The 23,743-nt window shown below is 70.1% G+C and carries 25 protein-coding genes; 8 read left to right on the plus strand and 17 right to left on the minus strand.

Going from position 1 to position 23,743, the window contains the following annotated elements; genetic code table 11:
• Positions 1-2: 2 nt before the first annotated feature.
• The 3 genes from panC to ASC61_RS04550 form a co-directional block, all read right to left on the minus strand.
• Positions 3-836: a pantoate--beta-alanine ligase gene (gene panC, locus ASC61_RS04540; protein ID WP_056209918.1), complete on the minus strand. Its 834-nt coding sequence runs from the start codon at positions 834-836 to the stop codon at positions 3-5.
• A gap of 3 nt (positions 837-839) precedes the next feature.
• Positions 840-1,742 carry a Rossmann-like and DUF2520 domain-containing protein gene (locus tag ASC61_RS04545; RefSeq protein WP_056209921.1) on the minus strand — a complete coding sequence of 301 codons (903 nt, stop codon included), beginning with the start codon at positions 1,740-1,742 and terminating at the stop codon, positions 840-842.
• A gap of 124 nt (positions 1,743-1,866) precedes the next feature.
• Positions 1,867-3,327 (minus strand): glycosyltransferase family 2 protein, encoded by a 1,461-nt coding sequence (locus tag ASC61_RS04550; RefSeq protein ID WP_157439375.1) that lies wholly within the window; start codon positions 3,325-3,327, stop codon positions 1,867-1,869.
• A gap of 36 nt (positions 3,328-3,363) precedes the next feature.
• Here ASC61_RS04550 and ASC61_RS04555 point away from each other — a divergent pair, with 36 nt between their 5' ends.
• Genes ASC61_RS04555 through ASC61_RS04565 form a run of 3 tightly spaced genes read left to right on the plus strand, consistent with a single transcriptional unit; the run spans position 3,364 to position 6,907 of the window.
• Complete coding sequence (locus tag ASC61_RS04555) at positions 3,364-4,293, plus strand: SAM-dependent methyltransferase (protein WP_056209926.1); 930 nt, start codon at positions 3,364-3,366, stop codon at positions 4,291-4,293.
• Complete coding sequence (locus ASC61_RS04560) at positions 4,290-5,768, plus strand: polysaccharide pyruvyl transferase family protein (RefSeq protein ID WP_056209928.1); 1,479 nt, start codon at positions 4,290-4,292, stop codon at positions 5,766-5,768. The genes ASC61_RS04555 and ASC61_RS04560 overlap by 4 nt, the downstream gene beginning before the upstream one ends.
• Complete coding sequence (locus tag ASC61_RS04565; RefSeq protein WP_056209931.1) at positions 5,765-6,907, plus strand: NADH-quinone oxidoreductase subunit D; 1,143 nt, start codon at positions 5,765-5,767, stop codon at positions 6,905-6,907. Before ASC61_RS04560 ends, ASC61_RS04565 begins: the two co-directional genes overlap by 4 nt.
• 55 nt (positions 6,908-6,962) lie before the next feature.
• On the opposite strand, the gene ASC61_RS04570 is transcribed toward ASC61_RS04565, so the two are convergent.
• Positions 6,963-7,250 (minus strand): hypothetical protein, encoded by a 288-nt coding sequence (locus ASC61_RS04570; protein WP_056215311.1) that lies wholly within the window; start codon positions 7,248-7,250, stop codon positions 6,963-6,965.
• 22 nt (positions 7,251-7,272) lie between these two features.
• Between ASC61_RS04570 and ASC61_RS04575 the strand changes: the two genes are divergently transcribed.
• The gene (locus tag ASC61_RS04575) at positions 7,273-8,925 is read left to right on the plus strand and encodes a DUF885 domain-containing protein (RefSeq protein WP_056209933.1); all 1,653 of its coding nucleotides are present in this window, start codon (positions 7,273-7,275) and stop codon (positions 8,923-8,925) included.
• 20 nt (positions 8,926-8,945) lie between these two features.
• On the opposite strand, the gene ASC61_RS04580 is transcribed toward ASC61_RS04575, so the two are convergent.
• From ASC61_RS04580 to dacB, 11 genes are all read right to left on the minus strand, one after another.
• A complete protein-coding gene (locus tag ASC61_RS04580; protein ID WP_056209935.1) occupies positions 8,946-9,449 on the minus strand; it encodes a DUF3180 domain-containing protein in 504 nt (167 codons plus the stop codon).
• Positions 9,450-9,462: 13 nt separating this feature from the next.
• Positions 9,463-10,026, minus strand: a complete 564-nt coding sequence (folK, locus tag ASC61_RS04585) for a 2-amino-4-hydroxy-6-hydroxymethyldihydropteridine diphosphokinase (protein ID WP_056209936.1) — start codon at positions 10,024-10,026, stop codon at positions 9,463-9,465.
• Complete coding sequence (gene folB / locus ASC61_RS04590) at positions 10,023-10,397, minus strand: dihydroneopterin aldolase (protein ID WP_056209938.1); 375 nt, start codon at positions 10,395-10,397, stop codon at positions 10,023-10,025. The genes folK and folB overlap by 4 nt, the downstream gene beginning before the upstream one ends.
• Entirely contained in the window at positions 10,397-10,828 is a 432-nt protein-coding gene (locus ASC61_RS04595) for a nuclear transport factor 2 family protein (protein ID WP_056209940.1), read from the minus strand. Before ASC61_RS04595 ends, folB begins: the two co-directional genes overlap by 1 nt.
• A complete protein-coding gene (gene folP / locus ASC61_RS04600) occupies positions 10,825-11,622 on the minus strand; it encodes a dihydropteroate synthase (RefSeq protein WP_056209942.1) in 798 nt (265 codons plus the stop codon). The genes ASC61_RS04595 and folP overlap by 4 nt, the downstream gene beginning before the upstream one ends.
• Before the next feature lie 47 nt (positions 11,623-11,669).
• Complete coding sequence (folE, locus tag ASC61_RS04605; protein ID WP_056209944.1) at positions 11,670-12,236, minus strand: GTP cyclohydrolase I FolE; 567 nt, start codon at positions 12,234-12,236, stop codon at positions 11,670-11,672.
• Positions 12,233-14,251, minus strand: a complete 2,019-nt coding sequence (ftsH, locus tag ASC61_RS04610; RefSeq protein WP_056209947.1) for an ATP-dependent zinc metalloprotease FtsH — start codon at positions 14,249-14,251, stop codon at positions 12,233-12,235. Before ftsH ends, folE begins: the two co-directional genes overlap by 4 nt.
• Before the next feature lie 145 nt (positions 14,252-14,396).
• Positions 14,397-14,954: a hypoxanthine phosphoribosyltransferase gene (gene hpt, locus ASC61_RS04615; RefSeq protein ID WP_056209949.1), complete on the minus strand. Its 558-nt coding sequence runs from the start codon at positions 14,952-14,954 to the stop codon at positions 14,397-14,399.
• Positions 14,955-14,958: 4 nt separating this feature from the next.
• Positions 14,959-15,912, minus strand: a complete 954-nt coding sequence (tilS, locus tag ASC61_RS04620; protein WP_056209951.1) for a tRNA lysidine(34) synthetase TilS — start codon at positions 15,910-15,912, stop codon at positions 14,959-14,961.
• Positions 15,913-15,922: 10 nt separating this feature from the next.
• Complete coding sequence (locus ASC61_RS04625; RefSeq protein WP_056209953.1) at positions 15,923-16,969, minus strand: zinc-dependent metalloprotease; 1,047 nt, start codon at positions 16,967-16,969, stop codon at positions 15,923-15,925.
• A gap of 39 nt (positions 16,970-17,008) precedes the next feature.
• Positions 17,009-18,418, minus strand: a complete 1,410-nt coding sequence (gene dacB / locus ASC61_RS04630; protein ID WP_162243641.1) for a D-alanyl-D-alanine carboxypeptidase/D-alanyl-D-alanine endopeptidase — start codon at positions 18,416-18,418, stop codon at positions 17,009-17,011.
• Here dacB and ASC61_RS04635 point away from each other — a divergent pair, their 5' ends adjacent.
• From ASC61_RS04635 to ASC61_RS04650, 4 genes are all read left to right on the plus strand, one after another.
• The gene (locus ASC61_RS04635; RefSeq protein ID WP_442854209.1) at positions 18,419-18,985 is read left to right on the plus strand and encodes an inorganic diphosphatase; all 567 of its coding nucleotides are present in this window, start codon (positions 18,419-18,421) and stop codon (positions 18,983-18,985) included.
• A gap of 39 nt (positions 18,986-19,024) precedes the next feature.
• Positions 19,025-20,179 carry a PQQ-dependent sugar dehydrogenase gene (locus tag ASC61_RS04640; RefSeq protein WP_056209959.1) on the plus strand — a complete coding sequence of 385 codons (1,155 nt, stop codon included), beginning with the start codon at positions 19,025-19,027 and terminating at the stop codon, positions 20,177-20,179.
• Positions 20,180-20,294: 115 nt separating this feature from the next.
• Positions 20,295-21,119 carry an SGNH/GDSL hydrolase family protein gene (locus ASC61_RS04645; protein WP_056209961.1) on the plus strand — a complete coding sequence of 275 codons (825 nt, stop codon included), beginning with the start codon at positions 20,295-20,297 and terminating at the stop codon, positions 21,117-21,119.
• 32 nt (positions 21,120-21,151) lie between these two features.
• Complete coding sequence (locus ASC61_RS04650; RefSeq protein WP_056209963.1) at positions 21,152-22,495, plus strand: dipeptidase; 1,344 nt, start codon at positions 21,152-21,154, stop codon at positions 22,493-22,495.
• On the opposite strand, the gene ASC61_RS04655 is transcribed toward ASC61_RS04650, so the two are convergent.
• A complete protein-coding gene (locus ASC61_RS04655; protein WP_056209965.1) occupies positions 22,492-23,052 on the minus strand; it encodes a TIGR03086 family metal-binding protein in 561 nt (186 codons plus the stop codon). The genes ASC61_RS04650 and ASC61_RS04655 overlap by 4 nt on opposite strands.
• Before the next feature lie 30 nt (positions 23,053-23,082).
• Positions 23,083-23,691, minus strand: a complete 609-nt coding sequence (locus tag ASC61_RS04660; protein WP_235503485.1) for a TetR/AcrR family transcriptional regulator — start codon at positions 23,689-23,691, stop codon at positions 23,083-23,085.
• Positions 23,692-23,743 lie beyond the last annotated feature (52 nt).

Genomic DNA, 23,743 nt, shown 5'->3' on the forward strand with positions numbered 1-23,743 from the left:
CGTCAGGCTCCTAGCGTGAGGGCGGTGTTGTCGAGAAGTCGTGGGGTGCCGACCTTGGCGGCCACGAGCAGGCGGGCGTCGGCGCCGCGTCGCGGCTCACCCATGTCGGGATCCGTCAGCACGAGGTAGTCGGGTGTGATGCCGGCGGACTCGAGCACGGCGTGCGCCGCGGCGAGCACGGCATCGGCACCATCGGGCCCGGCGGCGACGCCGGCCCGGAGGGCAGCCGAGAGGTAGGCAGCTTGCTGGCGCTCGTCGGCGGAGAGGTAGCGGTTGCGCGAGCTCATCGCGAGGCCGTCGTGCTCGCGTACGGTCGGGCAGCCCACGATCTCGACGCCCAGCGCGAGCTCCCGCGCCATGTGCCGGATCAGCGTGAGCTGCTGGTAGTCCTTCTCGCCGAACACCGCGACGTCGGGACGTACGAGCCCGAACAGCTTGGCCACGACGGTCAGCACGCCGCGGAAGTGCGTCGGGCGTACGGCCCCTTCGAGCACCGAGCCGAGCGGGCCGGGGTCGACGGTGACGGTGTCGACGAGCCCGGTCGGGTACATCGTGTCGACCGTCGGGGCGAGCACGACGTCGACGCCGGCCTCCGCGCAGCGCTCGAGGTCGTCGTCGAACGTCCGGGGATAGGCGTCGAAGTCCTCGCCGGGCGCGAACTGCGTCGGGTTGACGAAGATCGACGCGACGAGCGTGTCACCGAGCGGCCGGGCATGCTTGAGCAGCTGGAGGTGACCATCGTGGAGCGCGCCCATGGTGGGCACGAACGAGACGGTCGAGTCACCCCGCGCGGCGTCGAGCTCCGCACGCGTACGCGCGATGATCGGCGTTGCCACGGGTCAGATCCCGGCGGCGATCTCGGCGAGCGTGTCCCAGTCGGCCTCGTCGAGCACCTGGCGGATCGTGCTGGCCTGGACCGGTGCGAGGCGGCCGTCGGACTCGGCGCGACCGGCGGTGGCGCGGGCCATCTCGAGGTAGGCGTCGACCGTGGCGTCGTCGACATCGGCCGCGGCGAGGGCATCGACGTGGGCGCGGATCGTCGTGACGTCTCCGCGTACGACCGGGCCGGTCAGCGCGGCGTCGCCGTAGGCGAGGACGTTGTCGAGCGCGGCGGTCAGCAGGGGCCGGAGCACCGCGGCCGGATCGGCGGCACCGGCCGTGCGGAGCAGGTCCATCGACTGGGCGACGAGGGTGACGAGGTGGTTGGCGCCGTGGGCGAGGGCGGCGTGATAGAGCACGCGGTCGGCCTCGTCGACCCACATCGGGGTGCCCCCGAGCGCGGCGACCAGCTCCTCGGCGAGCGCGCGCTCGGCCGATGCGGCGGTCAGGCCGAAGACCGGCGCACGGTCGAGGTCGACCGGTGTGCCGGTGAAGGTCATGGCGGGGTGGAACGCGATCGGGCGCGCTCCCAGGCGGGTCAGCGAGGCGAGGGCGTCGAGGCCGTGGCGGCCGCTGGTGTGCAGGACGTACTGGCCGGGGCGGACGGCGCCGGAGGAGGCGAGCTCCTCGGCGATCGCGATCAGGTCGTCGTCGGGGACGGCGAGCACGAGGATGTCGCTGGCTGCGGCGAGCTCGGCGGGCGTACGCACGGCGACGCCCGGCAGCAGCGTCGTGATGCGGAGCTGCGAAGCCTCGGACCGGCCGGACACGCCCACGAGGGGATAACCGGCGGAACGGAATCGTGAAGCGAGAACGGCGCCGACCCTGCCGGCTCCGATGACGCCCATGGAGAGACGCTGCATGCGTGGTGCCTTTCGTTCCAGTCCCGCGAGCGGGTACCAGACAAACTGACCACTTCAGTCTACCTTCGGGTGGCCGTGGCGACAGGCCTACGACCTATGCCATGAGTCACATGACGAGCGGTCCTCAGGGCACCTTGGCGGTGGCGGTGCCCTCGAGTGGGCCGTCCTGCAGCGTCACCGTGATGGCCCGTGGCGCCCGCCGGGCAGCACCACGAAGGGTCACGGTCCAGCCGGAGCCCGGGTAGGCCCGCTCGCTGCCCATCCGCGATCGGAAGAGCGCGGGCTCCCCCACGTGCTCGACGTCCGCGACGTCACCGTCGGTCTTGACCTCGATCGTGGGGCTGACGGGGTCGACGTTCGGGAACCATGCTGCGACGTCGAGCACGAGGTCGGTCCCATTCACGCGCGAGCCGCGGACCTGCACCTTCGCCGCGGTCTGCTCGGCTGTCAGCACGTACGCCTCGGGCGGCACCGGGTCGCTCTGCCAGCCCGGCAGGTAGGACGTGAGGCCGGCCGGCTCATAGCCGGAAGGATGCATCTCGGACTGCATGCCCTCGGCGCGTACGTATCGCCAGATCGCCTCGCGGTCCCCGTTGGCGAACAGCGCGTAGAGGACGCGGTACTGCGCCGGCACCTCCCGCGCGTAGCGGTCGGCCGGTGCCGCCTCGACGATGCGCGGCACGCGCTCGACGAGGGCGTCGAGATAGGCCTCGTCGGCCCGCTCGAGCTTGAGCACGGAGTTGGGGATGTTGTAGCGGAGGTACTGCAGCGCCCGCTCGGCGCGTACGTCCGGCAGTGGGGCGAGCACGTCGAGCACGGCGTCGATCGCGTCCTGACGGGCGTGCACCGCCTCGGCAGTCACCTGCCCCTGCGAGATCGACGACTCCTGACGGCGCCACGTGTAGCCCATGACCCCCGAGATATCGATGCCATCGGCGTCCCGGTAGGCCGTCGCCGTCACGATCTGGTCACCGGCGAGCAGCACCGTGGGGAATGCCAGCTGGGTCGAGTCCCAGAACGTACGCCGGAAGATCTTGGCGCACGCGACGGCATTGACGAGCACGTCGGGCCGGTCGACGAGGGCCACATGTCGGGCGGGCTTCGCGTGGAGGCTGCGGATCCACGGCGCCGGCGGTCGGATCGCCGCGCCCTCCTGCCGCTGGTAGGGCATCACCGAGACGTCGGAGCCGGTCTCCTCGAGGACGTCCATCGCCGCGCGGAGGCCGCCGAGGGTCAAGGAGTCGTCGGCGTCGAGGAACGTCAGGAACTCCCCCGTCGCCACCGCGACGGCCGCCCGCCGGGCCTCGCCGACACCGGCGTTGGCCTGGCTCAGCACCGTCACCCGGGCGTCGGCCTTGGCATGCCGGTGAGCGACAGCGAGGCTGCCGTCGGTCGAGCCGTCGTCGATCACGACGATCTCGACCCGGCGATAGTCCTGCTTGCGCGCCGAGGTCAGGCACTCGTCGAGGTAGGCCTCGCCGTTGTAGACCGGCACGACGATCGTCAGCATTGGGCGGGAGCGCTGGCGCCACCGGTCCAGCGGCATCGTCACGGCTCGCCGCAGACGCCTCCGAAGTCGAGCCACGCGCCGAGCATAGCGACGAGTGCGTACCGTGATCGCATGACGAGAGGGCCGCTCCCGTGGCGCGAGGCTTGGGAGCGGGCGCTGTACGCCGAAGCCGGGTTCTTCCGGACCTCGAGGCCCGCCGAGCACTTCCGCACCAACGTGCACATGACGGCGTTCGCGGGCGCGATCGCCGAGCTCGTGCGCAGCACGGGTGCGCGCCAGGTCGTGGACCTCGCCGCCGGTGGTGGAGAGCTGTTGATCGCGTTGGATCCCCTCGTCGACGGTGTCGAGCTCACCGGCGTCGAGCTCGCCCCCAGGCCCGATGCGGTGCCCGCATCGATCGGCTGGCAGCCCGATCTGCCCGATCACGTCGACGGGCTGCTGATCGCCAACGAGTGGCTCGACAACATCCCCTGCGACGTCGTCGAGCTCGACGGCGAGGGCGTCGTACGCGAGGTGCTCGTGGATCCGGGGACCGGCGAGGAGACGCTCGGCGAGGCGTACGACTCGGCGTGGCTGCGCGACTGGTGGCCGCTGCACGAACCGGGCGACCGGGCCGAGATCGGCGAGACGCGCGACGCGGCGTGGACCGACGCCGTGTCGCGGGTGAGGGGCACGGCCATCGCGATCGACTACGGCCACACCCGCGGCGACCGGCCGCCGTTCGGCAGCCTGCGGTCGTACGCAGATGGCCGTGAGGTCGATGTGGTCCCCGACGGCAGCCGTGACGTCACGGCGCATGTCGCCGTCGACTCGGTCGCGGCGCTGACCGGAGCGTCGCTGATCCGGCAGCGCGACGCGCTGGCCCGGCTCGGCCTCGACGGCACGCGTCCGCCGCTCGAGCTCGCGCACTCAGATCCGGGCGCCTACCTCCGGGGACTGTCGGCTGCGGGCGAGGCCGGCGAGCTCATGGCCGACGGCGGGCTCGGCGACTTCTGGTGGCTCGTCACCGACACCCTCGGCCATGGAACACTTGCGACATGACGCGGCTGCTGATCCGATCCGGCAAGGACCCGTTCACCCCCGTGGTCGCCGAGTCGACGTTGACGCAGGACGTGTTCAACAGCAACAGCGGCAACTACCTGTTCCAGCACTCGGTCTGGAAGGCGCTCTCGATCGACCGCGCCGAGCTCGTCTCCAACAGCACGCTGTCCGAGCGCATCCCGCCGGCCCACGGTGATGCGGCTCGGGTCAACGACGAGTTCGACCACTTCGTCATCCCGATGGCCAACGCGTTTCGTCCGGAGTTCGCACCCCGCCTCGACCGGCTCAGCGAGCTGCTCGAGGACCTGACGATCCCCGTCACGGTCGTCGGCATCGGCGCCCAGGCCGCCCACGGCCAAGGTGTCGAGTCGCTCGAGCCGATCGCCGACACCGTCAAGAAGTTCGTCGGGCTCGTCCTCGACCGGTCGGCCTCGATCGGCGTACGCGGTGAGTTCACCAAGGCCTATCTCGTGGGGCTCGGCTTCCCCGAGGCGTCCGTCGACGTCATCGGCTGCCCGTCCCTGTTCCTGCACGGTCGCGACTTCCGGGTCGACAAGAAGGTCGACTCGATCTCGGTCGACAGCCCGCTCGCGCTCAACCTGACGCCCGAGGTCGCCGGCATCGGCGCGTTCGCGACGGCGCAGGCAGCACGGCACCCCCACCTCACCTACATCGGCCAGGACGCCCACGACCTGCGCATGCTGCTGTGGGGCACCCCGTTCCCGCACGTCCACGACCCGCTCGTGCCGGTGCACCTCGACCACCCGCTCTACCAGTCCGACCGCATCAGGCTCTTCCTCGACACCTGGACCTGGTACGACTTCCTGGCGACGCAGGACTTCGCCTACGGCACCAGGTTCCACGGCAACGTCGCGGCACTCCTCGGGCGTACGCCGGCGTTGCTGCTGGCCCACGACTCACGGACGCTGGAGCTCGCCGAGTACCACCGGATGCCCTACACGCTGATGCCCGAGTTCACCTCAGAGCTCAAGGCCGAGGACCTCTACGAGTCGACCGACATGTCGGAGTTCAACGCCGCGCTGCCCGAGGGGTTCGACCGCTACACGGCGTTCCTCGAGCGCAACGGCCTCGAGCACATGTGGACCGAGGGCAACGGCACCGGCGACTTCGACGAGCGCCTCGCCGCCGCCAGGTTCCCCCCGCCGGTGCATCCGCTGATCGCCTCTGACGGCCATGAGGTCGCGTCGCGGCTCAAGTGGCTGCGCGACGGCATGGTCCTCGACATCACCCGCCACCCCCAGGCGTACGAGCACCCGTTCCCGCACCCGCCGTGGAGCGGCGCCGGCAGCCGGCACGCCCGCATCCAGGCCACCACCGCCGGGAAGCTGGCGACGCAGAAGCGCCAGATCGACGAGCTGTACGCCCGGCTCGAACGGGTCGAGCGCAACTCGCCGCGTGGTCTCACCAAGCGGCTCATCCGCTACGTCCAGCGGTTGTTCGGGCGGCACCCATGACCGAGGTCACCGCCAGCGTCGGCACGGGGTTCGCGACGACCGACATGGTGCTCAACATCGGTCCGCAGCATCCGGCGACCCATGGTGTCCTGCGCCTGCGGTTGACGCTCGACGGCGAGCGGGTCGTCGCGTGCGAGCCGATCATCGGCTACATGCACCGTGGTGCGGAGAAGCTGTTCGAGGTCCGCGACTATCGCCAGATCATCATGCTCGCCAACCGGCACGACTGGCTGAGTGCGTTCTCCAACGAGCTCGGTGTCGTGCTCGCGGTCGAGGACATGCTCGGGATGGAGGTGCCCGAGCGCGCGACGTGGATCCGTACGCTGCTCGCCGAGCTCAACCGGGTGCTCAACCACCTGATGTTCCTCGGCTCCTACCCGCTCGAGCTCGGTGCGATCACCCCGATCTTCTACGCGTTCCGTGAGCGCGAGACGATCCAGGAGGTCATGGAGGAGGTCTCCGGCGGGCGGATGCACTACATGTTCAACCGCGTCGGCGGCCTCAAGGAGGACATTCCGGCCGGCTGGACCGGGCGCGCGTCGGCGGCGATCGCGACCGTGCGCAGCCGCCTGCAGGAGCTCGAGGAGCTGATCTTCGGCAACGAGATCTTCCGGGCCCGCACCCGCGGGGTGGGCGTGCTGTCGACGGCCCTCGTCGAGGCGTACGGGGTCTCCGGACCGATCGCCCGCGCGTCGGGGCTCGACATGGACCTGCGGCGCGACGAGCCCTACCTCGCGTACGGCGAGCTGCAGGACGTGCTGCGGGTGCCGGTGCTGACCGAGGGCGACTGCTACGCCCGGTTCGCGGTGCTGCTGGAGCAGACCAAGGTGTCGCTCGACCTCGCCGACGCGTGCCTCGCGCGACTCGCCGACATCGCGCCCGGGCCGGTCAACGTCCGGCTGCCCAAGATCCTCAAGGCGCCCGAGGGCTCGACGTATGTGTGGACCGAGAACCCGTTGGGGCTCAACGGCTACTACCTCGTCTCGCGCGGCGAGAAGACGCCGTGGCGGCTCAAGCTGCGCACGGCGTCGTTCAACAACGTCGCGGTGCTGCCCGAGATCGTCGGCGGTGCGGTCGTGGCCGACCTCGTCGCGATCCTCGGCTCGACGTTCTTCGTCGTCGGCGACGTCGACAAATAGCCGGTGGTTGAGGTGCTGAGGCCGCCCGCGGCCGAAGCCCCGAAACCACCTGACGTCAGATTTGCGTCACCCTCGTGATCTGCGTGCGGGCCACCGAGCGGTCCCGGAGGGGAGCGGCGGCCAGGCGGCGCGGATCGGCCAGGTACGCCTCGAGGGCGGCCTCGTCGGGCAGCTCGATGATCTGCACCTCGTACGGACCGTCGCCGCGCTCGACGCTGCGTACGCGCTGGAGCAGCCGCGCGCCGTGATCGCCGAGCAGGCTCAGGACCTCGTCCTCGTACGTCGCCAGGAGTCCTTCGTTGCCCGGCACCGCCCAGAGCTGTACACAGAGCGTCAGTGACATGGGGTCATCGTAGGGTCGGACCATGGCCGACTCCACGCCCCGCATCCCGACCCTGATCGACACGCTCGCCGAGGAATGGCTCGACACCATGCTCGAGCTCGAGCCCGAGCTGCACATCCACCTCGGCCGCCCGGGCCGCGAGGCCGACTACGCCGACCGGTCGCCCGACGGCGCGGCGGCGGCCGTCGATGCGGCCAAGGCGATGCTGGCGCGCGTGCGCACCGCGACCCCCGTCGATCAGGTCGACCGCGTCACGCAGGCCGAGCTCATCCGCACGCTGAGCCTCGACGTCGAGAAGCATGACGCCGGCTTCTGGCAGCGCGACCTCAACGTCATCGCCTCGCCCGGGCAGGACCTCCGCGACATCTTCGACCTCATGAGCACCGAGACCGACGACGACTGGGCGCACGTTGCCCGGCGGATGCACAACGTCCCCGGCGCGATGGCCGGCTACCTCGAGTCGCTGCGCGCCGGCATCGCCGCCGGCAACGTCCCCGCGATCCGCCAGGTGCGCGAGGTTGCCGACCAGGCCCGCAAGCAGGCCGGCGCCGACAGCTTCTTCCTCGGCCTCGCGGCCGGGGCGGACGTGCCGGCGGCGCTCAAGGCCGAGCTCGAGGCCGGGGCGCGCGCGGCGACCGAGGCCTACGCCGACATGGCCGAGTTCCTCGATCAAGAGCTCGCTCCGCATGCGCCGCAGGCGGACGGCGTCGGGCGTGAGCACTACGCCATCGCCTCGCGCTACTTCGTCGGCGTCGAGATCGACCTCGACGAGACCTACGAATGGGGCATCGACGAGCTCGCCCGCATGGTCGACGAGCAGGAGCGCATCGCCGACCAGATCCTGCCCGGCGCCACGGTCGCCGAGGCCATCCAGCACCTCGACGCCGACCCCGCGCGCAAGCTGCACGGGACCGACGCGCTGCAGGCGTGGATGCAGAAGACGAGCGATCGCGCCGTCGCCGACCTCGGACGTACGCACTTCGACATCCCCGAGCCCATGCGCCGCCTCGAGTGCATGATCGCGCCGACCCAGGAGGGCGGCATCTACTACACGCCGCCGAGCGAGGACTTCGAGCGCGCCGGACGCATGTGGTGGAGCGTGCCGGAGGGCATCACCGAGTTCGACACGTGGCGCGAGCTGACGACGGTCTATCACGAGGGTGTGCCCGGCCATCACCTCCAGTGCGGCCTCGCGGTCCACAACAGCGCCGAGCTCAACGGCTGGCGCCGCATCAACTGGAACTCCGGCCACGGTGAGGGCTGGGCGCTCTATGCCGAGCGGCTCATGTCCGATCTCGGCTACCTCGACGACCCGGCCGATCGGCTCGGGATGCTCGACGGGCAGCGCATGCGGGCGGCTCGGGTCGTCATCGACCTCGGCGTGCACCTCGGCAAGCCCAAGCCCGACGGCACCGGCACGTGGACCGGCGACGACGCGTTCCCGTTCCTGTCGCAGCACGTCAACATGAACGAGCCGTTCATCCGCTTCGAGTCCAACCGCTATCTCGGCTGGCCCGGCCAGGCGCCGTCCTACAAGGTCGGCCAGCGGATGTGGGAGCAGCTCCGCGACGAGTGGGTCGCGGCCCATGGCACCGACCTCAAGGAGTTCCACCGACAGGCGCTCGCCGTCGGCAGCGTCGGCCTCGGCACCCTCCGCGACACCCTGCTCGGTTAGCGCCAGTCACCTCAACGTCGTCAGGCCGGCGTGGGGTCGGGGCGGCCGTTCTTGGCCTTGCCGCTCTGGCCCTCGTCGTCGTCACCGGGCAGCCGGCAGGCCCGCTCCAGCAGCAGCGCCGCGGTCATCAGCACCAGGCTGGCGATCGCGGCTGCGCCACCGCGTACGACCCGTTCCTTGCCCAACGGCGAGTCCATGGCGTCGACATAGGCCAGTGCGAAACCACCGTAGAGACCGGCGACGAGCGCGCCCACGACGATGCACGACTTGGCGATCGACAGCATCCTGATGCCGTGGTCGGCGGTCATCCGCTCGTGCTTCTTGTGCAGCGTCTGCCAGGTGTTCCACGCGAACGTGCCCACGAGGATCGCTGCAAGCAGCAGCGTGAGCGGCGCCGCCCAGCCGAGTCGCGGCACGCTGCCGTCGAGCCGGATGATGAGCGGCGGGATCAGCCGGCCGATCACCAGTCCTGAGCCGACCAGCGCGACGACCAACAGCGCCGAGGTGGGCCGGACCCGGTTCATGCGCGAGACGAGATCACAGGATGATCTCGAGGTCCTCGCGCTTGTGTACGCCCTTGGTGTCGATGCCTTCGAGCAGATCGGCGACGAATCCACGACCGGGGATCTCGCCCTCGGGGTCGATCTCGAGCCACGGCACCAGGACGAAGCCGCGCTCGTGGGCGCGGGGGTGCGGCAGCTTGAGGGACTCGTCGTCGGCGACGCGCGGTCCGACGACGATCAGGTCGACGTCGAGCGTGCGCGGGGCGCCGGGCTCGGAGCGCTCACGGCCGAACGCGTCCTCGATCGCCAAGGCGCGGTCGAGGAGCGTGTGGACCGTCAGCGTCGTGTCGATCAGCACGACGGCATTGAGGAACTTGCCGGAGTCCGCAGGCGCGTCGACCGGGTCCGTCTCGTAGACCGAGGAGATCGCGACGACCGTCACCTCAGGGGTGTCCTCGAGGGCCGAGACCGCGCCCTGAAGCTTGCCGTGCCGATCGCCCAGGTTGGAGCCGAGGGACAGGACGGCCTGGCGGATGGGACGCATCCCGCCAGTCATCGTGTCGGCGTCCAGGACGTACGGGGTGGGCGCTTCGGTCACAGTTTGCTCCGCTCTATCGTGACGGCGACATCTTCGAACGTCACCTCGATGGGCGCTTCCGGCTTGTGCACCGTCACGCTAACCCATTGGACCGACTCTTCGGCCAGGCACAAGTCCACCATACGGAGCGCGAGCGACTCAATCAGGTCGACCGGCTCCCCCACGATGGCATCGTGTATCTGCTGGGCGAGGATGCCGTAGTGGACCGTCTTGGTCAGGTCGCCCTCGCGAGCCGCCGGGCCGAGGTCGAGCCCCAGGCTGACGTCGGCGATGAACGTCTGCCCGTTCTGGCGCTCCTCGGGGAACACGCCGTGGTGACCGTGTGCCGCGATGCCGCGCAGGTCGATCCGGTCAAGACCGTTCGGGATCATCAGGAGTCCTCGTCATCGATGTGCAGCTCGGCGATCGGGGAGGCGTGGCGCGACCAGAACTTCCAGCCCCCGTGTTCCTTGACCAAGATACTGGTGCACACCGCCTTGCCCCCCGCGAAGGCCTCGGCGGACGACAGCCCCTCGCCCGACAGGATGTTCTCGGTGCACGTGATCACGGCCGTGGTCGGCTCGGCGTCGCCCCGCGGGAAGGTCGTGACCTCGACGTCGGTGAGGAAGAACTGGATGTAGCCGACGTTGGCCATGAGCACGGTCCACGACCGCAGCACCTGAGCCGTCCCGCGCAGCGGCAGCGCGCCGGGATGTACGCACGAGGTGTCCGCATCGTCGACCCACAACGACGCCATGAGGTCGACGTCGCCGGTCTCGACGGCGTCGTAGAACAACCGGTGCGACGTGAGGTAGTCGCTCACCCGGCCTCCTGGGCGAGCCGGGCGACCACGCGTACGGCGTCGGCGGAGGCTGCCGGCTCGTGGACACGTACGCACCACGCACCGGCCTGCGCGGCGATCGTCGTGATCGCCGCGGTCGCGTCGTCACGGCCGTCGGTGGGCCGCAGCTCTGTGTCGTCGGCGAGCAGCTCACCGAGGAACCGCTTGCGGGAGGCGGCGACCAGCACGGGATGACGCAGCTCCACGAAGGCGTCGAGGTGGGCGAGGACGGTCCAGTTCTGCTCGCCGGTCTTGGAGAAGCCCAGGCCCGGGTCGAGGACGATCCGCTCGGGGTCGACCCCGGCGTGCACCGCGGCGTTGAGCTGCACCATCAGCTCCCGGACGATGTCGTCGACGAGGTCGTCGTAGTGCGTGTGGTGCTGCATCAGGGCCGAGTGCGCCCGCCAGTGCATCAGGACGATCGGCGCGTGCGCCTGCGCCGCGAGGCGCATCATCCCCGGATCGGCGCGGCCGCCCGACACGTCGTTGACGAGCACGGCGCCGGAGTCGAGCGCCTGCTGCGCGGTCGAGGCGCGCATCGTGTCGACCGAGACGGTGATGCCCTCGGCCACCAGGCCCTGGATGACCGGGATGACGCGGCGGAGCTCCTCGTCGCCGTCGATGCGGCTCGCGCCCGGCCGGGTGGACTCGCCGCCGACGTCGACGAGGTCGGCGCCGTCGCGCACGAGGTCGATGCCGTGCTGGATCGCCGTCGGCGCGTCCAGCCACTTGCCGCCGTCGGAGAACGAGTCGGGCGTGACGTTGACGACGCCCATCACGAGGCAGCGGTCCTCGGGGAGCCCAGGCAGCACGGCGGACGGACCTAGCGTGCCGTGATGAGGCCCATGGCCTCGGCCCTGGTGGCCGGATCGCGCAGCTGGCCGCGGACGGCGCTGGTGATCGTCTTGGCGCCACCCTTGCGTACGCCGCGCATCGTCATGCAGAGGTGCTCGGCCTCGATCACGACGATGACGCCGCGGGGGTTGAGGTGCTCGATGAGCGCGTCGGCGATCTGGGTCGTCAGGCGTTCCTGCACCTGCGGACGGCGGGCGAAGACGTCGACGACCCGCGCGAGCTTGGACAGCCCGGTGACGCGGCCGCCATCGGTCGGGATGTAGCCGACGTGGGCCACGCCGAAGAACGGCACCAGGTGGTGCTCGCACATCGACCACATCTCGATGTCCTTCACCAGGACCAGCTCGTCGTGGCCGACGTCGAAGACCGCTGTCAGCACCTCTTCGGGGTCCTGGTCGAGCCCGGCCAACAGCTCCTCGTACGACTTGGCGACCCGCGCCGGCGTGTCCCGCAGGCCGTCGCGGTCCGGGTCCTCACCGACCGCGATCAGGAGCTCGCGAATGGCCGCCTCGGCGCGCGGCCGGTCCACCGTCATGGCAGCTCGGGGTCGCCGTGCACGTCGCCGGCGGCCGGGGTCGGGGCGTCAGGTCCGCTGTCAGGACCGATCACGACCGGGGTCCCGTTGGTGCCGTTGGTGCCGCTGTAGGACTTGCCCGGGATCGTGGCGACCGGCGGACGCGTCGACGGCACGCGGGTCTCGGAGCCGGTCCATGCCGGGCGGACCTCGCGACGGCGGAGCGGCTTGAAGATCTCGGCGACCTGGGACTTGTCGAGCGTCTCCTTCTCGAGCAGCTCGGTCACCAGGGCGTCGAGGACGTCGCGGTTCTCGTTGAGGATGTCGAACGCCTCCTGGTGGGCGTAGGAGATCAGCTTGTTGATCTCCTCGTCCACGACGGCCGCGACGGCCTCGGAGTAGTTGCGGGCGTGGCCGATGTCGCGGCCCAGGAACGGCTGCGACTCGTTCTCGCCGAGGCGTACGGCGCCGAGGCGCTCGGTCATGCCGTACTGCGTCACCATGGCGCGGGCCAGGCCCGTGGCCTTCTCGATGTCGTTGCCGGCACCGGTGGTGGGGTCGTGGAACACGAGCTCCTCGGCCGCCCGGCCGCCCATCATGTAGGCGAGCTTGTCGAGCAGCTCGGCGCGGGTCTGGGAGTACTTGTCCTCGTCGGGGAGCACCATCGTGTAGCCCAGGGCCCGGCCTCGCGGCAGGATCGTGATCTTGTGGACCGGGTCGCTCTGCGGCAGCGCTGCGGCGACGAGCGCGTGGCCGCCCTCGTGATAGGCCGTGATGCGCCGCTCGTCCTCGTTCATCAGCCGGCTGCGCTTCTGCGGTCCGGAGATCACGCGGTCGATCGCCTCGTCGAGGGACGTGTTGGTGATCGTCTTCTCGTTGTTGCGAGCCGTGAGCAGCGCGGCCTCGTTGAGCACGTTGGCCAGGTCGGCGCCGCTGAACCCGGGGGTGCGGCGGCCGATCGCCTCGAGGTCGACGCCGGGTGCGATCGGCTTGCCGCGCGAGTGCACCTTGAGGATCTGCGTGCGGCCGGCGAGGTCGGGCGCCTCGACGCCGATCTGCCGGTCGAAGCGGCCCGGGCGCAGCAGCGCCGGGTCGAGCACGTCGGGACGGTTGGTCGCGGCGATCAGGATGACCCCGCCGCGTACGTCGAAGCCGTCCATCTCGACGAGCAGCTGGTTGAGGGTCTGCTCGCGCTCGTCGTGGCCGCCGCCCATGCCGGTGCCGCGGTGGCGTCCGACCGCGTCGATCTCGTCGATGAAGACGATCGCCGGGGCGTTCTCCTTGGCCTGCTCGAACAGGTCGCGGACGCGGCTGGCGCCGACACCCACGAACATCTCGACGAAGTCGGAGCCGGAGATCGAGTAGAACGGGACGCCGGCCTCACCCGCGACCGCGCGGGCGAGCAGCGTCTTGCCGGTGCCGGGAGGGCCGTAGAGCAGGACGCCCTTGGGGATCTTGGCTCCGACGGCTTGGAACTTGGCCGGTTCCTGGAGGAACTCCTTGATCTCGCCGAGCTCCTCGATCGCCTCGTTGACGCCTGCGACGTCGGCGAACGTCGTCTTGGGGGTGTCCTTGGTCATGAGCTTGGCCTTGGACTTGGCGAACTGCATGACCCGGCCGCCACCGCCCGCGGCGTTGTTCATCATGTAGATGATCAGCAGGAAGATCAGGATGATCGGCAGGAGGCTGAACAGCACCGACAGCACGGGGTTGGACTTGGGCACCTTGACGTCGAACGTCTTGAGGTCCTTGGCCGCCTTGGCCTTCTCGGCCTGCTCGACGAGGCGCACGCCCTGGTCGCCGAGGTACTTGGCCTTGACCTTCTTGCCGTCGTCGAGCGTCGCCTGGATCTGCTGGTCACCGTCGACGAACGTGACGTCCTTGACCTTGTTGTCGTCGAGGTAGCTCACCATCGTGCCGGTCGTGACCGACTTGTAGCCGTCGGCGTTGGAGGACAAGCCGATGATCGCGATGACGGCAAGGATGATCAGGATGATCCAGAGCCACGGGCCCTTGAAGAGGCGTTTGAAGTTCATGTACGGCGTGGAGCGGGTCCACTCCTCCTGGTGTGCTGGTCGGTAATGAGACGGTACACGCAGCGCCGTCTCCCAGTTGAACGAGCATCCTGCCGTTCAACGTTCCCCGAACGCGTTCGCCAGCAGCGAACCATCCCTGCGGTTGCTAGGAATAGACGTGCGGGGAGAGCGTGCCGATGCACCGCAGGTTGCGGTAGCGCTCGTTGTAGTCGAGGCCGTAGCCGACGACGAACGCGTTGGGGATGTCGAAGCCGACGTACTTGACCTCGACCTCCATCTGCTGGGCCTCGGGCTTGCGCAGGAGCGTCGCGATCTCGACCGACGCCGGGCCGCGCGAGCGGAGGTTGGTGATGAGCCAGGACAGGGTCAGGCCGGTGTCGATGATGTCCTCGACGATCAGCACGTGCCGGCCCTGAAGGTCGGTGTCGAGGTCCTTGAGGATCCGGACCACGCCGGACGACTTGGTGCCCGAGCCGTAGGACGACACCGCCATCCAGTCCATCTCGACGTGGCGGTCGAGGCTGCGGGCCAGGTCGGCCATGACCATCACCGCCCCCTTGAGCACGCCCACGAGGAGGATGTCCTTGCCCTCGTAGTCGCGCTCGATGTCCGCGGCCATCTCCTTGAGCCGGGTCACGATCTGTTCCTCGGTGAACAGCGTCTGATCGAGCTCGAGGTCGTCTTCGACATGCGTCAGGTCCACGGGATCAGCCTCCCACAGGGGTCCTGACGTACGACAGGGAATCCCCCTCCCGTACGCAGGCGACTCCTCCGGGCAGCTCGATCCGCACCTGGCCGTGCCAGTCGGTGACCAGCCGGTCGAGCTCGACGAGGTGTGCGGCGGCGAGCGCGGACCCGTCGGCGCCGGCCTCGAGGGCACCGCGGCGGAGCACGCGGGAGCGCACCGCCGGGTGCAGATCAGTGAGGGTCGGAACGTCCAGGGGCAGCTTGACGGCCGCTGCGACGTCGTCGAGATACGCGGAGTCGCTTCGCACCTGGTCGGCCGTGCGTGAGAGCGCCTCGGCGACGCCGCCGCCGAGCACGTCCTCCAGGAGCGGCAGCACGTCAGCCCGGAGCCGCGACCGGCGATAGGCCGGATCGCTGTTGTGCGGGTCGGTCCACCAGTCGAGTCCCTGCGCCTGACAGATGCGCTCGGTGTCGGCTCGTCGCAGCGTCAGGAACGGCCGCCGGAGCACGCCGTCGACCGGCGACATGCCGGCGATCGAGCGCGGTCCCGAGCCGCGACCGAGCCCGAGGAGGACGGTCTCGGCCTGGTCGTCGAGGGTGTGCGCCAGCAGGATCGCGTCGGCGCCCGTACGTTCGAGGGCTGCATATCGGGCCCGGCGCGCGGAGGCCTCGGGCCCGCCCGCCGTGCCGACGTCGACGACGACCACTTCTGAGGCGATTCCCAGGGTTGCGAGCTGCTGAGCAGCCCGGCCGGCAACGGCCGCCGAGTCGTCCTGCAGCTGATGGTCGACGACCACGGCCGACAGCTCGAACGCCTCGCGCGCTGCCACGAACGCGGTCACCGCGGCGAGTGCCAGCGAGTCGGCACCGCCGGAGACGCCGATGACGACGCGGCTGCCGGGTCCGAGGTCGGCCAGCGCGGCACGTACGAGGTTGCGTCCCGTCGCGACCGTGGGGTCGAGTGCGCCGCCCATGGTGCTGCGCTCAGCCGTGCACGCGGGTGACCCACGAGGACGGGTCGAGGATCTCGGACTTGGTGGGCAGGTTGGCCGGTTCGGCCCACACGGCGTTGAAACCCGAGAGCCCGACCTTGGCATTGACCTCACGGACGAACTCGGCGCCGTCGCGATACTGGCGCATCTTGGCGTCAAGGCCGAGCAACCGGCGCAGCAGGCGGTCGAACGTACCGGCGCCCTTGCGGCGCTGCGTGAACTTGCGTCGGATCTCGGCGACGGTCGGGATGACCTCGGGACCCACGCCGTCCATCACGACGTCGGCGTGGCCCTCGAGCAACGACATGATGCCGGTGAGCCGGTCGACGATCTCGCGCTGCCGCTCGTTCTGGAACAGGTCGGCCAGCGACGCGTCGGAGTCACCGCGGGCGATGCGGATCGCCTCGCCGAGGCCGTCCGTGACGAGTGAGGAGAGGGCCGAGGCGTCGAGGTCGGTCGCCTCGACGAACTCGTCGAGCAGCGAGCGCATGTGATCGCGCATCCAGTCGACCGCAGTGAACTGGACCCGGTGGGTCTCCTCGTGCAGGCACACCCAAAGGCGGAAGTCGTGGGGATCGACGTCCAGCTGTCGCTCGGCCTGGACGATGTTGGGCGCCACGAGCAGGAGCCGGCCGCCCTCACCGTTGGGACCGTCCCAGAAGGGGTCGAACTGGCCCAGGACCTTGGTCGACATGAACGACATCAGTGCGCCGAGCTCGGCCCCGCTGATCTTCTCGCCGACGACCCGGCCGACGCCCGACGGCATCTTGTTGCCGGCCGCGAGCTTGGCCATGACCGGATCCATCATGACCTTGAACGTGTCGAGGTTGGCCTCGACCCAGCGGGGGCGGTCGACGACCAGGACCGGCGCCGTGGCCGACGTCGCGTGCAGGTCGCTGAACTCCCGGACCGGCCCCTCCGACCTGGCGGCGCCCTCGCGGAGCTCGGCCACGGCCTCGGCGACCTCGGCCGCCGAGAGGTCAGGGCCGGGCTTCGACAGCTTCGTCGCCGTCGAGAGCGCCAGCTTCCAATCGATCATGGGGCTACGTTACGCGGCGCGTGGGCGATGTCGTCTCGGTCACGAACCGCATCGGCACGCGGCGATGGCGGCGGCGACCTTGTCGAGGGCGGCCTGCGCCTCGACCGGTGCGCCCTTGCTGGTGCGGTCGGCCATCACGGCGAACACGACCGGTCGCCCCTCGGCGTCGAGCGCGTAGCCGGCGAGCGAGTGAACCCCGGTGAGCGTCCCGGTCTTGGCGCGGACCGTCCCCAGCGACGTCTTGAGCTTGGCGAAACGGTCGACCAGGGTCCCGGTGAATCCGCTGACCGGCAGGTCCGCGACGAGCTGGGCCGTGCGCGGCGTCGACGCCGCGACGTTGACGGTCTGCGCCAGGGTCAGCGGGGCTATCCGGTTGCGTCGCGAGAGGCCGCTGCCGTCGTGCAGTGCGAGGCCTTGCGTGTCGATGTCGGCCTGCTCGAGGACGTCGGTCACGGCCTCGGTGCCGCCGTCGAACGTCGCGGGCTTGCCGGCCGCGATCGCCAGCTGGCGCAGCATGACCTCGGCGGCCTGGTTGTCGCTCACCCGGATCAGCGTCGCGACGATCCGGGCGACCGTCGCACTGCGGACGACCGCCAGCGTCGTGGCATCGTCCTCGGCGGTCGTCGCCGCCGGCTCGCCGCTGACCGAGATGCCGCGATCCTCCAGGAGACTCGCGAACGTACGGGCGGCGCTGGCAGCGGGATCCTTCGCGCGTACGCCGTTGGTCTCCCCCTGGTCGGCCCACAGGGCGCTGACCGGCGTGACGATGTTCTGGCTGACGTAGGACGACTCCCACGCCGGACTGGCGTCGGGGCCGCTGAACAGCGAGGCGTCGAAGCCGACCCGGACGCTCGTCGTGCCGGTCTTGTCGAGGGCCGCGGCGGTGCGCTTGGCGAGCGTCGTCAGGTCGGCGCGGATGACCGGGTCACTGGTCTTCGTGCGCTTGACCGCGAGGTAGGGATCGCCGCCGCCGACGAGCACGATGCGATCGCCCGAGCCGACGACACGGGTCACGTAGCGGTGCTGCGAGTCGATCAGCGACAGCGCGGCGAAGCTCGTCAGCACCTTGGTGGTGGACGCCGGGACGTACGCTCCGCGGCCCGCAGCCATGAGCTCGGTGCCGTTCGAGGGCGCGACGGCGGCGAAGCCGACGTGCGGCCCGAGCACCCCGGCGTCGAGCAGCGGAGTGACCGCAGCCTTGAGCCTGGCCGGATCGACGTCGCCGGGCTTCGGCAGTCGCGGCCCCGGCTCGGCCGGCTGCGTGTCGGACGTCAGCGATCGCGGCGGGATGACGTTGGCCGGCCCACAGTCGCCGTCGCAGATCAGGCTGTTGAGGTCGCCGCGCGACCACAGGACGATCCCGAGCGCCACGACGAGCGCGAGGACCAACGCCGGGATGGCGATCGCCCCGCGAGGCTTCGAGACCCTGGTTTCCCCGTGAGACGGCACATGCGCCAGACTATAGAAACCCGTTGCGCGGCCTTCACGGCCCGCGCCCCCCACATTCAACAGCCGGAGGCACCAGTGATTTTCGACGTCACCGTGGAGATCCCCAAGGGCAGCCGCAACAAGTACGAGGTCGACCACGCGACGCATCGCATCCGCCTCGACCGCACGCTGTTCACCGCGACGCAGTACCCGGCTGACTACGGCTTCATCGACGACACGCTCGGCCTCGACAGCGATCCGCTCGACGCCCTCGTGCTGCTGTCCGAGCCGACGTTCCCCGGCTGCGTCATCTCGTGCCGCACGATCGGCATGTTCCGCATGACCGACGAGGCCGGCGGCGACGACAAGGTCCTGTGCGTGCCGGCCAAGGACCCTCGCCAGGAGCACCTGCGCGACATCCACCACGTGCCCGAGTTCGACCGGCTCGAGATCGAGCACTTCTTCACGGTCTACAAGGACCTCGAGCCCGGCAAGTCCGTCGAGGGCTCCACCTGGACCGGCCGGGTCGAGGCCGAGGCCGAGATCCAGGCGAGCTACGACCGCTTCAAGGCCAACGGCGGCTACTGAGCAGTCGCGCCTGGTCCGCCCCGGGCGCACACTGGTGCGATGAAGCGCTGGTGTCTCGCGGCCGTCGCGGTCGCCCTGCTGTCCACCGTCGTCTCGCCCGCGTCTGCGGCGACGACCCGTCCCTCGATCGACGTCACGGTCGTCAGGTCCGGCCTCGCGATCCCGTGGGACCTGGCGTTCCTGCCTGACGGGTCGATGCTCTACACCGAACGCTCCCTCAAGCGGCTGACCCTCCGCACGCCTACCGGCGCCGAGCGGGTCCTGCTCGACTCGCCGGCAGGGATGTGGGCATCGGGCGAGACCGGGCTGATGTCAGTCGAGGTGCCCGCAGACTTCGCCACGACGCACGACATCATCACGTGCCACGGCTATCAGTCCGGCGCGACCCAGGACGTACGAGTCGTGCGCTGGCACCTCGACGACACGCTCTCGCACGCGACGCTCAAACGTACGCTCGTCAGCGGGCTGCCCTCGACGAGCGGCCGGCACGGCGGCTGCGCGCTGCTCAAGGGCTCCGGCAACATGCTCTTCATCGGCACCGGCGACGCCGCGACAGGGCGAAACCCCCAGAACCTGTTCTCCGGCGGCGGCAAGGTGCTGCGGGTCGACGCCACGACCGGCGGCACGGTGAAGGGCAACCCGTTCCAGACGAGCACCAACCTCATGAAACGCAAGATCTACTCGTACGGGCACCGCAACGTGCAGGGCCTCGCTCGGCGAACCGACGGGCCGATCTGGTCGGTCGAGCACGGCAGCTACCGCGACGACGAGATCAACCTGTTGCGCAATGGCGGCAACTACGGCTGGAACCCCGTGCCGCGCAAGGCCGGCGACCCGTCCTACAACGAGGGCGCCGACTCCCCCATGACCGATCACAGCCTGCCCGGGACGCAGATCTCGGCACGCTGGCGTTCCGGCGACCCCACCAAGGCGATCAGCGAAGCGACGTTCGTCAGCAGCTCCGGCTGGGGCGGCTGGCGCGGAGCGCTCGCGGTCACCGCGCTCAAGGACACCTCGCTGAGGATGCTGCGGTTCAGCTCGGCCGGCACCCTGCTCGAGACCTGGAAGCCCGCCGAGCTCAATCACACGTACGGGCGACTGCGCGGCGCCGTGCAGGGACCGGACGGCGCGCTCTACGTGACGACGTCCAACGGCAGCGACGACAAGATCCTCAAGATCACGCCGTCGAGCTGAGCAGCACTGCCCCTGCCCGAATTTCCGCGTTCTCGGGACGCGAAGCGGGCGCGTGAGGTTTGATGTCCGTACCACCCGTGCGCCCTCGGCGTCAAGACTTTCAAGGGCGACTCCCGTGCCACCATCCTCCCGTCGAACGACGTCTGTCGTCGCGACCCTGCTCACCACCGCAGCCATCACGATCGGCGGGACGCTCGTCGCGGCACCGACCCAGGCCGCGACGGTCCCCACGATGGTCGTGATCGGCGACTCGATCACCTGGCGCTACAACAACACCGTGGGCAGCACGAACCGCGGGTGGTGGTCCTACCTTGGCACCAGGCTGCACCTCAAGATCGTCCGCTATGCCGAGCGCGGCTCCGGCTTCGGCAAGCGCGGCAAGGCGTCAGACGGAACCCAGGTGTGCGAAGGAACGACGTTCTACGAGCGGCTCCGCACCACCGCCGTGACGCAGGCGGTCAAGAACGCCCGGGTCGTCATCGTCGCCGGAGGTGTCAACGACTTCAACACGTGCAAGCACCGCAGCGACGGGAGCTGGTACCAGACGCCGACCGATCCGGCGCGCCTCAAGTACGAGATCCATCGCACCATGACACGTCTCGCAGCGATCCGCCCCACTCGGAAGTCGTCGGTCTACATCACGTCGCCGTTCGGTCCCTTCGATCCGGCGGCCGAGGCCAAGAAGTGGATCGTTCCGCTCATCCATGACGAGGCCAAGGCGGCCGGCTTCCACTATGTCGACACGGCGACCGGCACACTCGACGGCGACCGGACCGACGACATGGTCCACCCCAACGCCGCCGGCAACCTGCAGCTCTACCGTGACCTCTTCAACCGCGGCTCCCTCGAGCGCTGGGACTCGGCCGTCACGGCGTACGCGCTGCTGCACGCCACGGCACCCACGTCGACCGGTCATCCGTACGACCCGGCCAGCCGCTGACCCACGCGCGGGTCCGGGCTACGTTGGGATGCGTGAGTCCTCGTACCCCCGACGACCTGCGCACCGCGCTCGCCGCCGTCCTGCCGTCCGTCCGCGCCGACCTCGAACGCCTGGTCAAGATCCCCTCCGTCAGCGCCGCTCCCGAGCACGCTGCTGACGTCGAGAAGTCTGCCGAGGCGACCCGCGACCTGTTCGCGGCCGAGGGATTCGACACCCAGATCCTGCGCAGCGGCGGTGCGCCGGCCCTGCTCGCCACCAAGCCCGGGCCGCCCGGCAGCCCCACGGTCCTGCTGTACGCGCACCACGACGTACAGCCCGAGGGCGACCACGAGGCGTGGGACTCGCCGCCGTTCGAGCCGACCGAGCGCGACGGCCGCCTGTACGGCCGAGGTGCGGCTGACGACAAGGCCGGCATCGCGGTGCACCTCGCCGCCGTCCGCGCGCTCGGCGACCCGTTGCCGGTCGGCGTCAAGGTCTTCGTCGAGGGCGAGGAGGAGATCGGCTCACCCACGCTCGAGGCGTTCATCGCCGAGCACGGTGCGCTGCTCGAGGCGGACGTCATCGTGATCGCCGACTCGGGCAACTGGGACATCGGCGAGCCGGCGCTCACCACGAGCCTGCGCGGCCTCGTCCGGGCGACGCTCGAGGTCCGCACACTGCGCCACGGCGTCCACTCCGGGATGTTCGGTGGAGTCGTGCCCGATGCCCTCATGGCGCTGACCCGGATCCTGACGTCGCTCCACGACGACGACGGCACGGTCGCCGTGCCGGGGCTGGTCACCACTGATGCCGCCGACGTCGACTACCCGCACGACCGCTTGGTCGCCGAGTCCGGCCTCGCCGACGGCGTCCAGCTGATCGGCACGGGGTCGTCCGTCGAGCGGATGTGGACCAAGCCGTCCCTCACGGTGACCGGCATCGACGCGCCGGCGGTCGAGGCGGCGAGCAACACGCTCGTCCCGGCTGCCCGGGCGATGATCTCGATGCGGATCGCTCCCGGCGACAGCTGCGCCGCGGCGTACGAGCGACTGCGCGAGCACGTCCTGGCGCACGTGCCGTGGGGCGCCCAGGTCACCCTGACGTACGCCGACGGTGGCGAGCCCACCGCACTCGACGCGACCGGACCGGCGTACGACGCCGCTCGTGAGGCGATGCGCGAGGCGTGGGACGGGGTCGCCCCGATCGACATGGGTGTGGGCGGTTCGATCCCGTTCATCGCGACGTTCGCGGAGGCGTTCCCGCAGGCATCCGTGCTGGTGGTCGGCGTGGAGGATCCCGACACCCGCGCGCACGGCACCAACGAGGGCCTGCACCTGGCCGAGTTCGAGCGGTGCTGCCTCGCCGAGGCCCTGCTGCTCGCGAGGCTCGGGGTCTAGCGCCGCAGCGGGTCGCGGCCGATGAAGGCCAGCAAACGGGTCTGGACGTCGGCGTCGTCGGGCACCTCGACGCGGGGCCCGTAGTGGCCACTCGACCGCATCGCGTCCTCGGCGGGCTCCATGCCCGCGAGCAGATCGGCACACTTCGCGGGATCGAGTGCTTCGTCCTGGCCGGTGGCTCGGGCGAGGTCCCACGTGTGCAGGAAGACGTCCCCGGTGTAGAACCGGTCGACCGCCTGGTCGAGCGGGACGTCGCCGATGTGCCGATTGGCGAGGACCCGGTCAGGAGTGGCCGGATCGTCGAGCAACGCCTGCACGGCGTCGCTGTGCACCTGCCAGGCCGCGACGGGATCGTCGTCGGCCGAAGGGCCGCGGGCCAGCGTCACTCCCGCACCGCTCTCGAGGAATGCCGGGAACCACTCGACCAGGTGACGGACGACGTCACGCGCCGCCCAACCCTCGACCGGAGCGGGACTGTCCCATCGGTCGACAGGCGTGCCGACGACCTTGGCGGTGAACCCCGCGGCTATCCATCGGTGTTCGTCAGCGGGAGTCATCCCGCCATCATGCCGACGCTGTCGTGAAGGTCAAGCCTTGGCGGTCTTGAGCAGCGCCCGCATGGTGTCGGCGAACACCCCGACGTCGATCGTGCTGTCGAGCGAGCGCAGGGTGCCGAGGCCGATGCCCAGGCTCAGCAGCGTCGTTGCGGCCTGGTCGGCGTCGACGGCGTCACCCAGCCCGGCCTCGGCCGTCACCTGGCGGACCAGTTCGGCGATCGCGGCGCGGATCTCGCGGTGCCGCTTGACCAGCTCGGTCGCGACGTAGGGGCTCTGCCGGGCGATGGCGCCGAACTCGACCTCGAGGGCGGTCCAGCGAGGCTGCCCGAGACCTTCGCGGGCCCATGCGGCGAACGCCTCGATGCGACCGTCGAGGTCGGTGTCCTGCGAGAACGCCGTGACGACGCCCTCGATCTGCTCCTCGTGGATGCTGTCGAGCACCGCCATGCAGAGCTGTTCCTTGCCCGCGAAGTTGGAGTAGACCGCACCCTTGGAGAACCCCGCGCGCACGGCGACCTTGTCGAGCGACGTGGCGGCGTATCCGTCGGAGAGGAACATCTCGCGGGCGACCTCGATCAGCCGCTCACGGGTCTGCGCCTGGCGCTCGGCCCTGGTGACCCGCGTGCCGGTGACTGCCACAAGCTCTCCTTCATCCCTTTTCATCGTACTCAGATACCGATAGTATCTGAAA

Origin of the sequence: Aeromicrobium sp. Root344 (genome assembly GCF_001425755.1) — a bacterium.
GTDB lineage: Bacteria > Actinomycetota > Actinomycetes > Propionibacteriales > Nocardioidaceae > Aeromicrobium.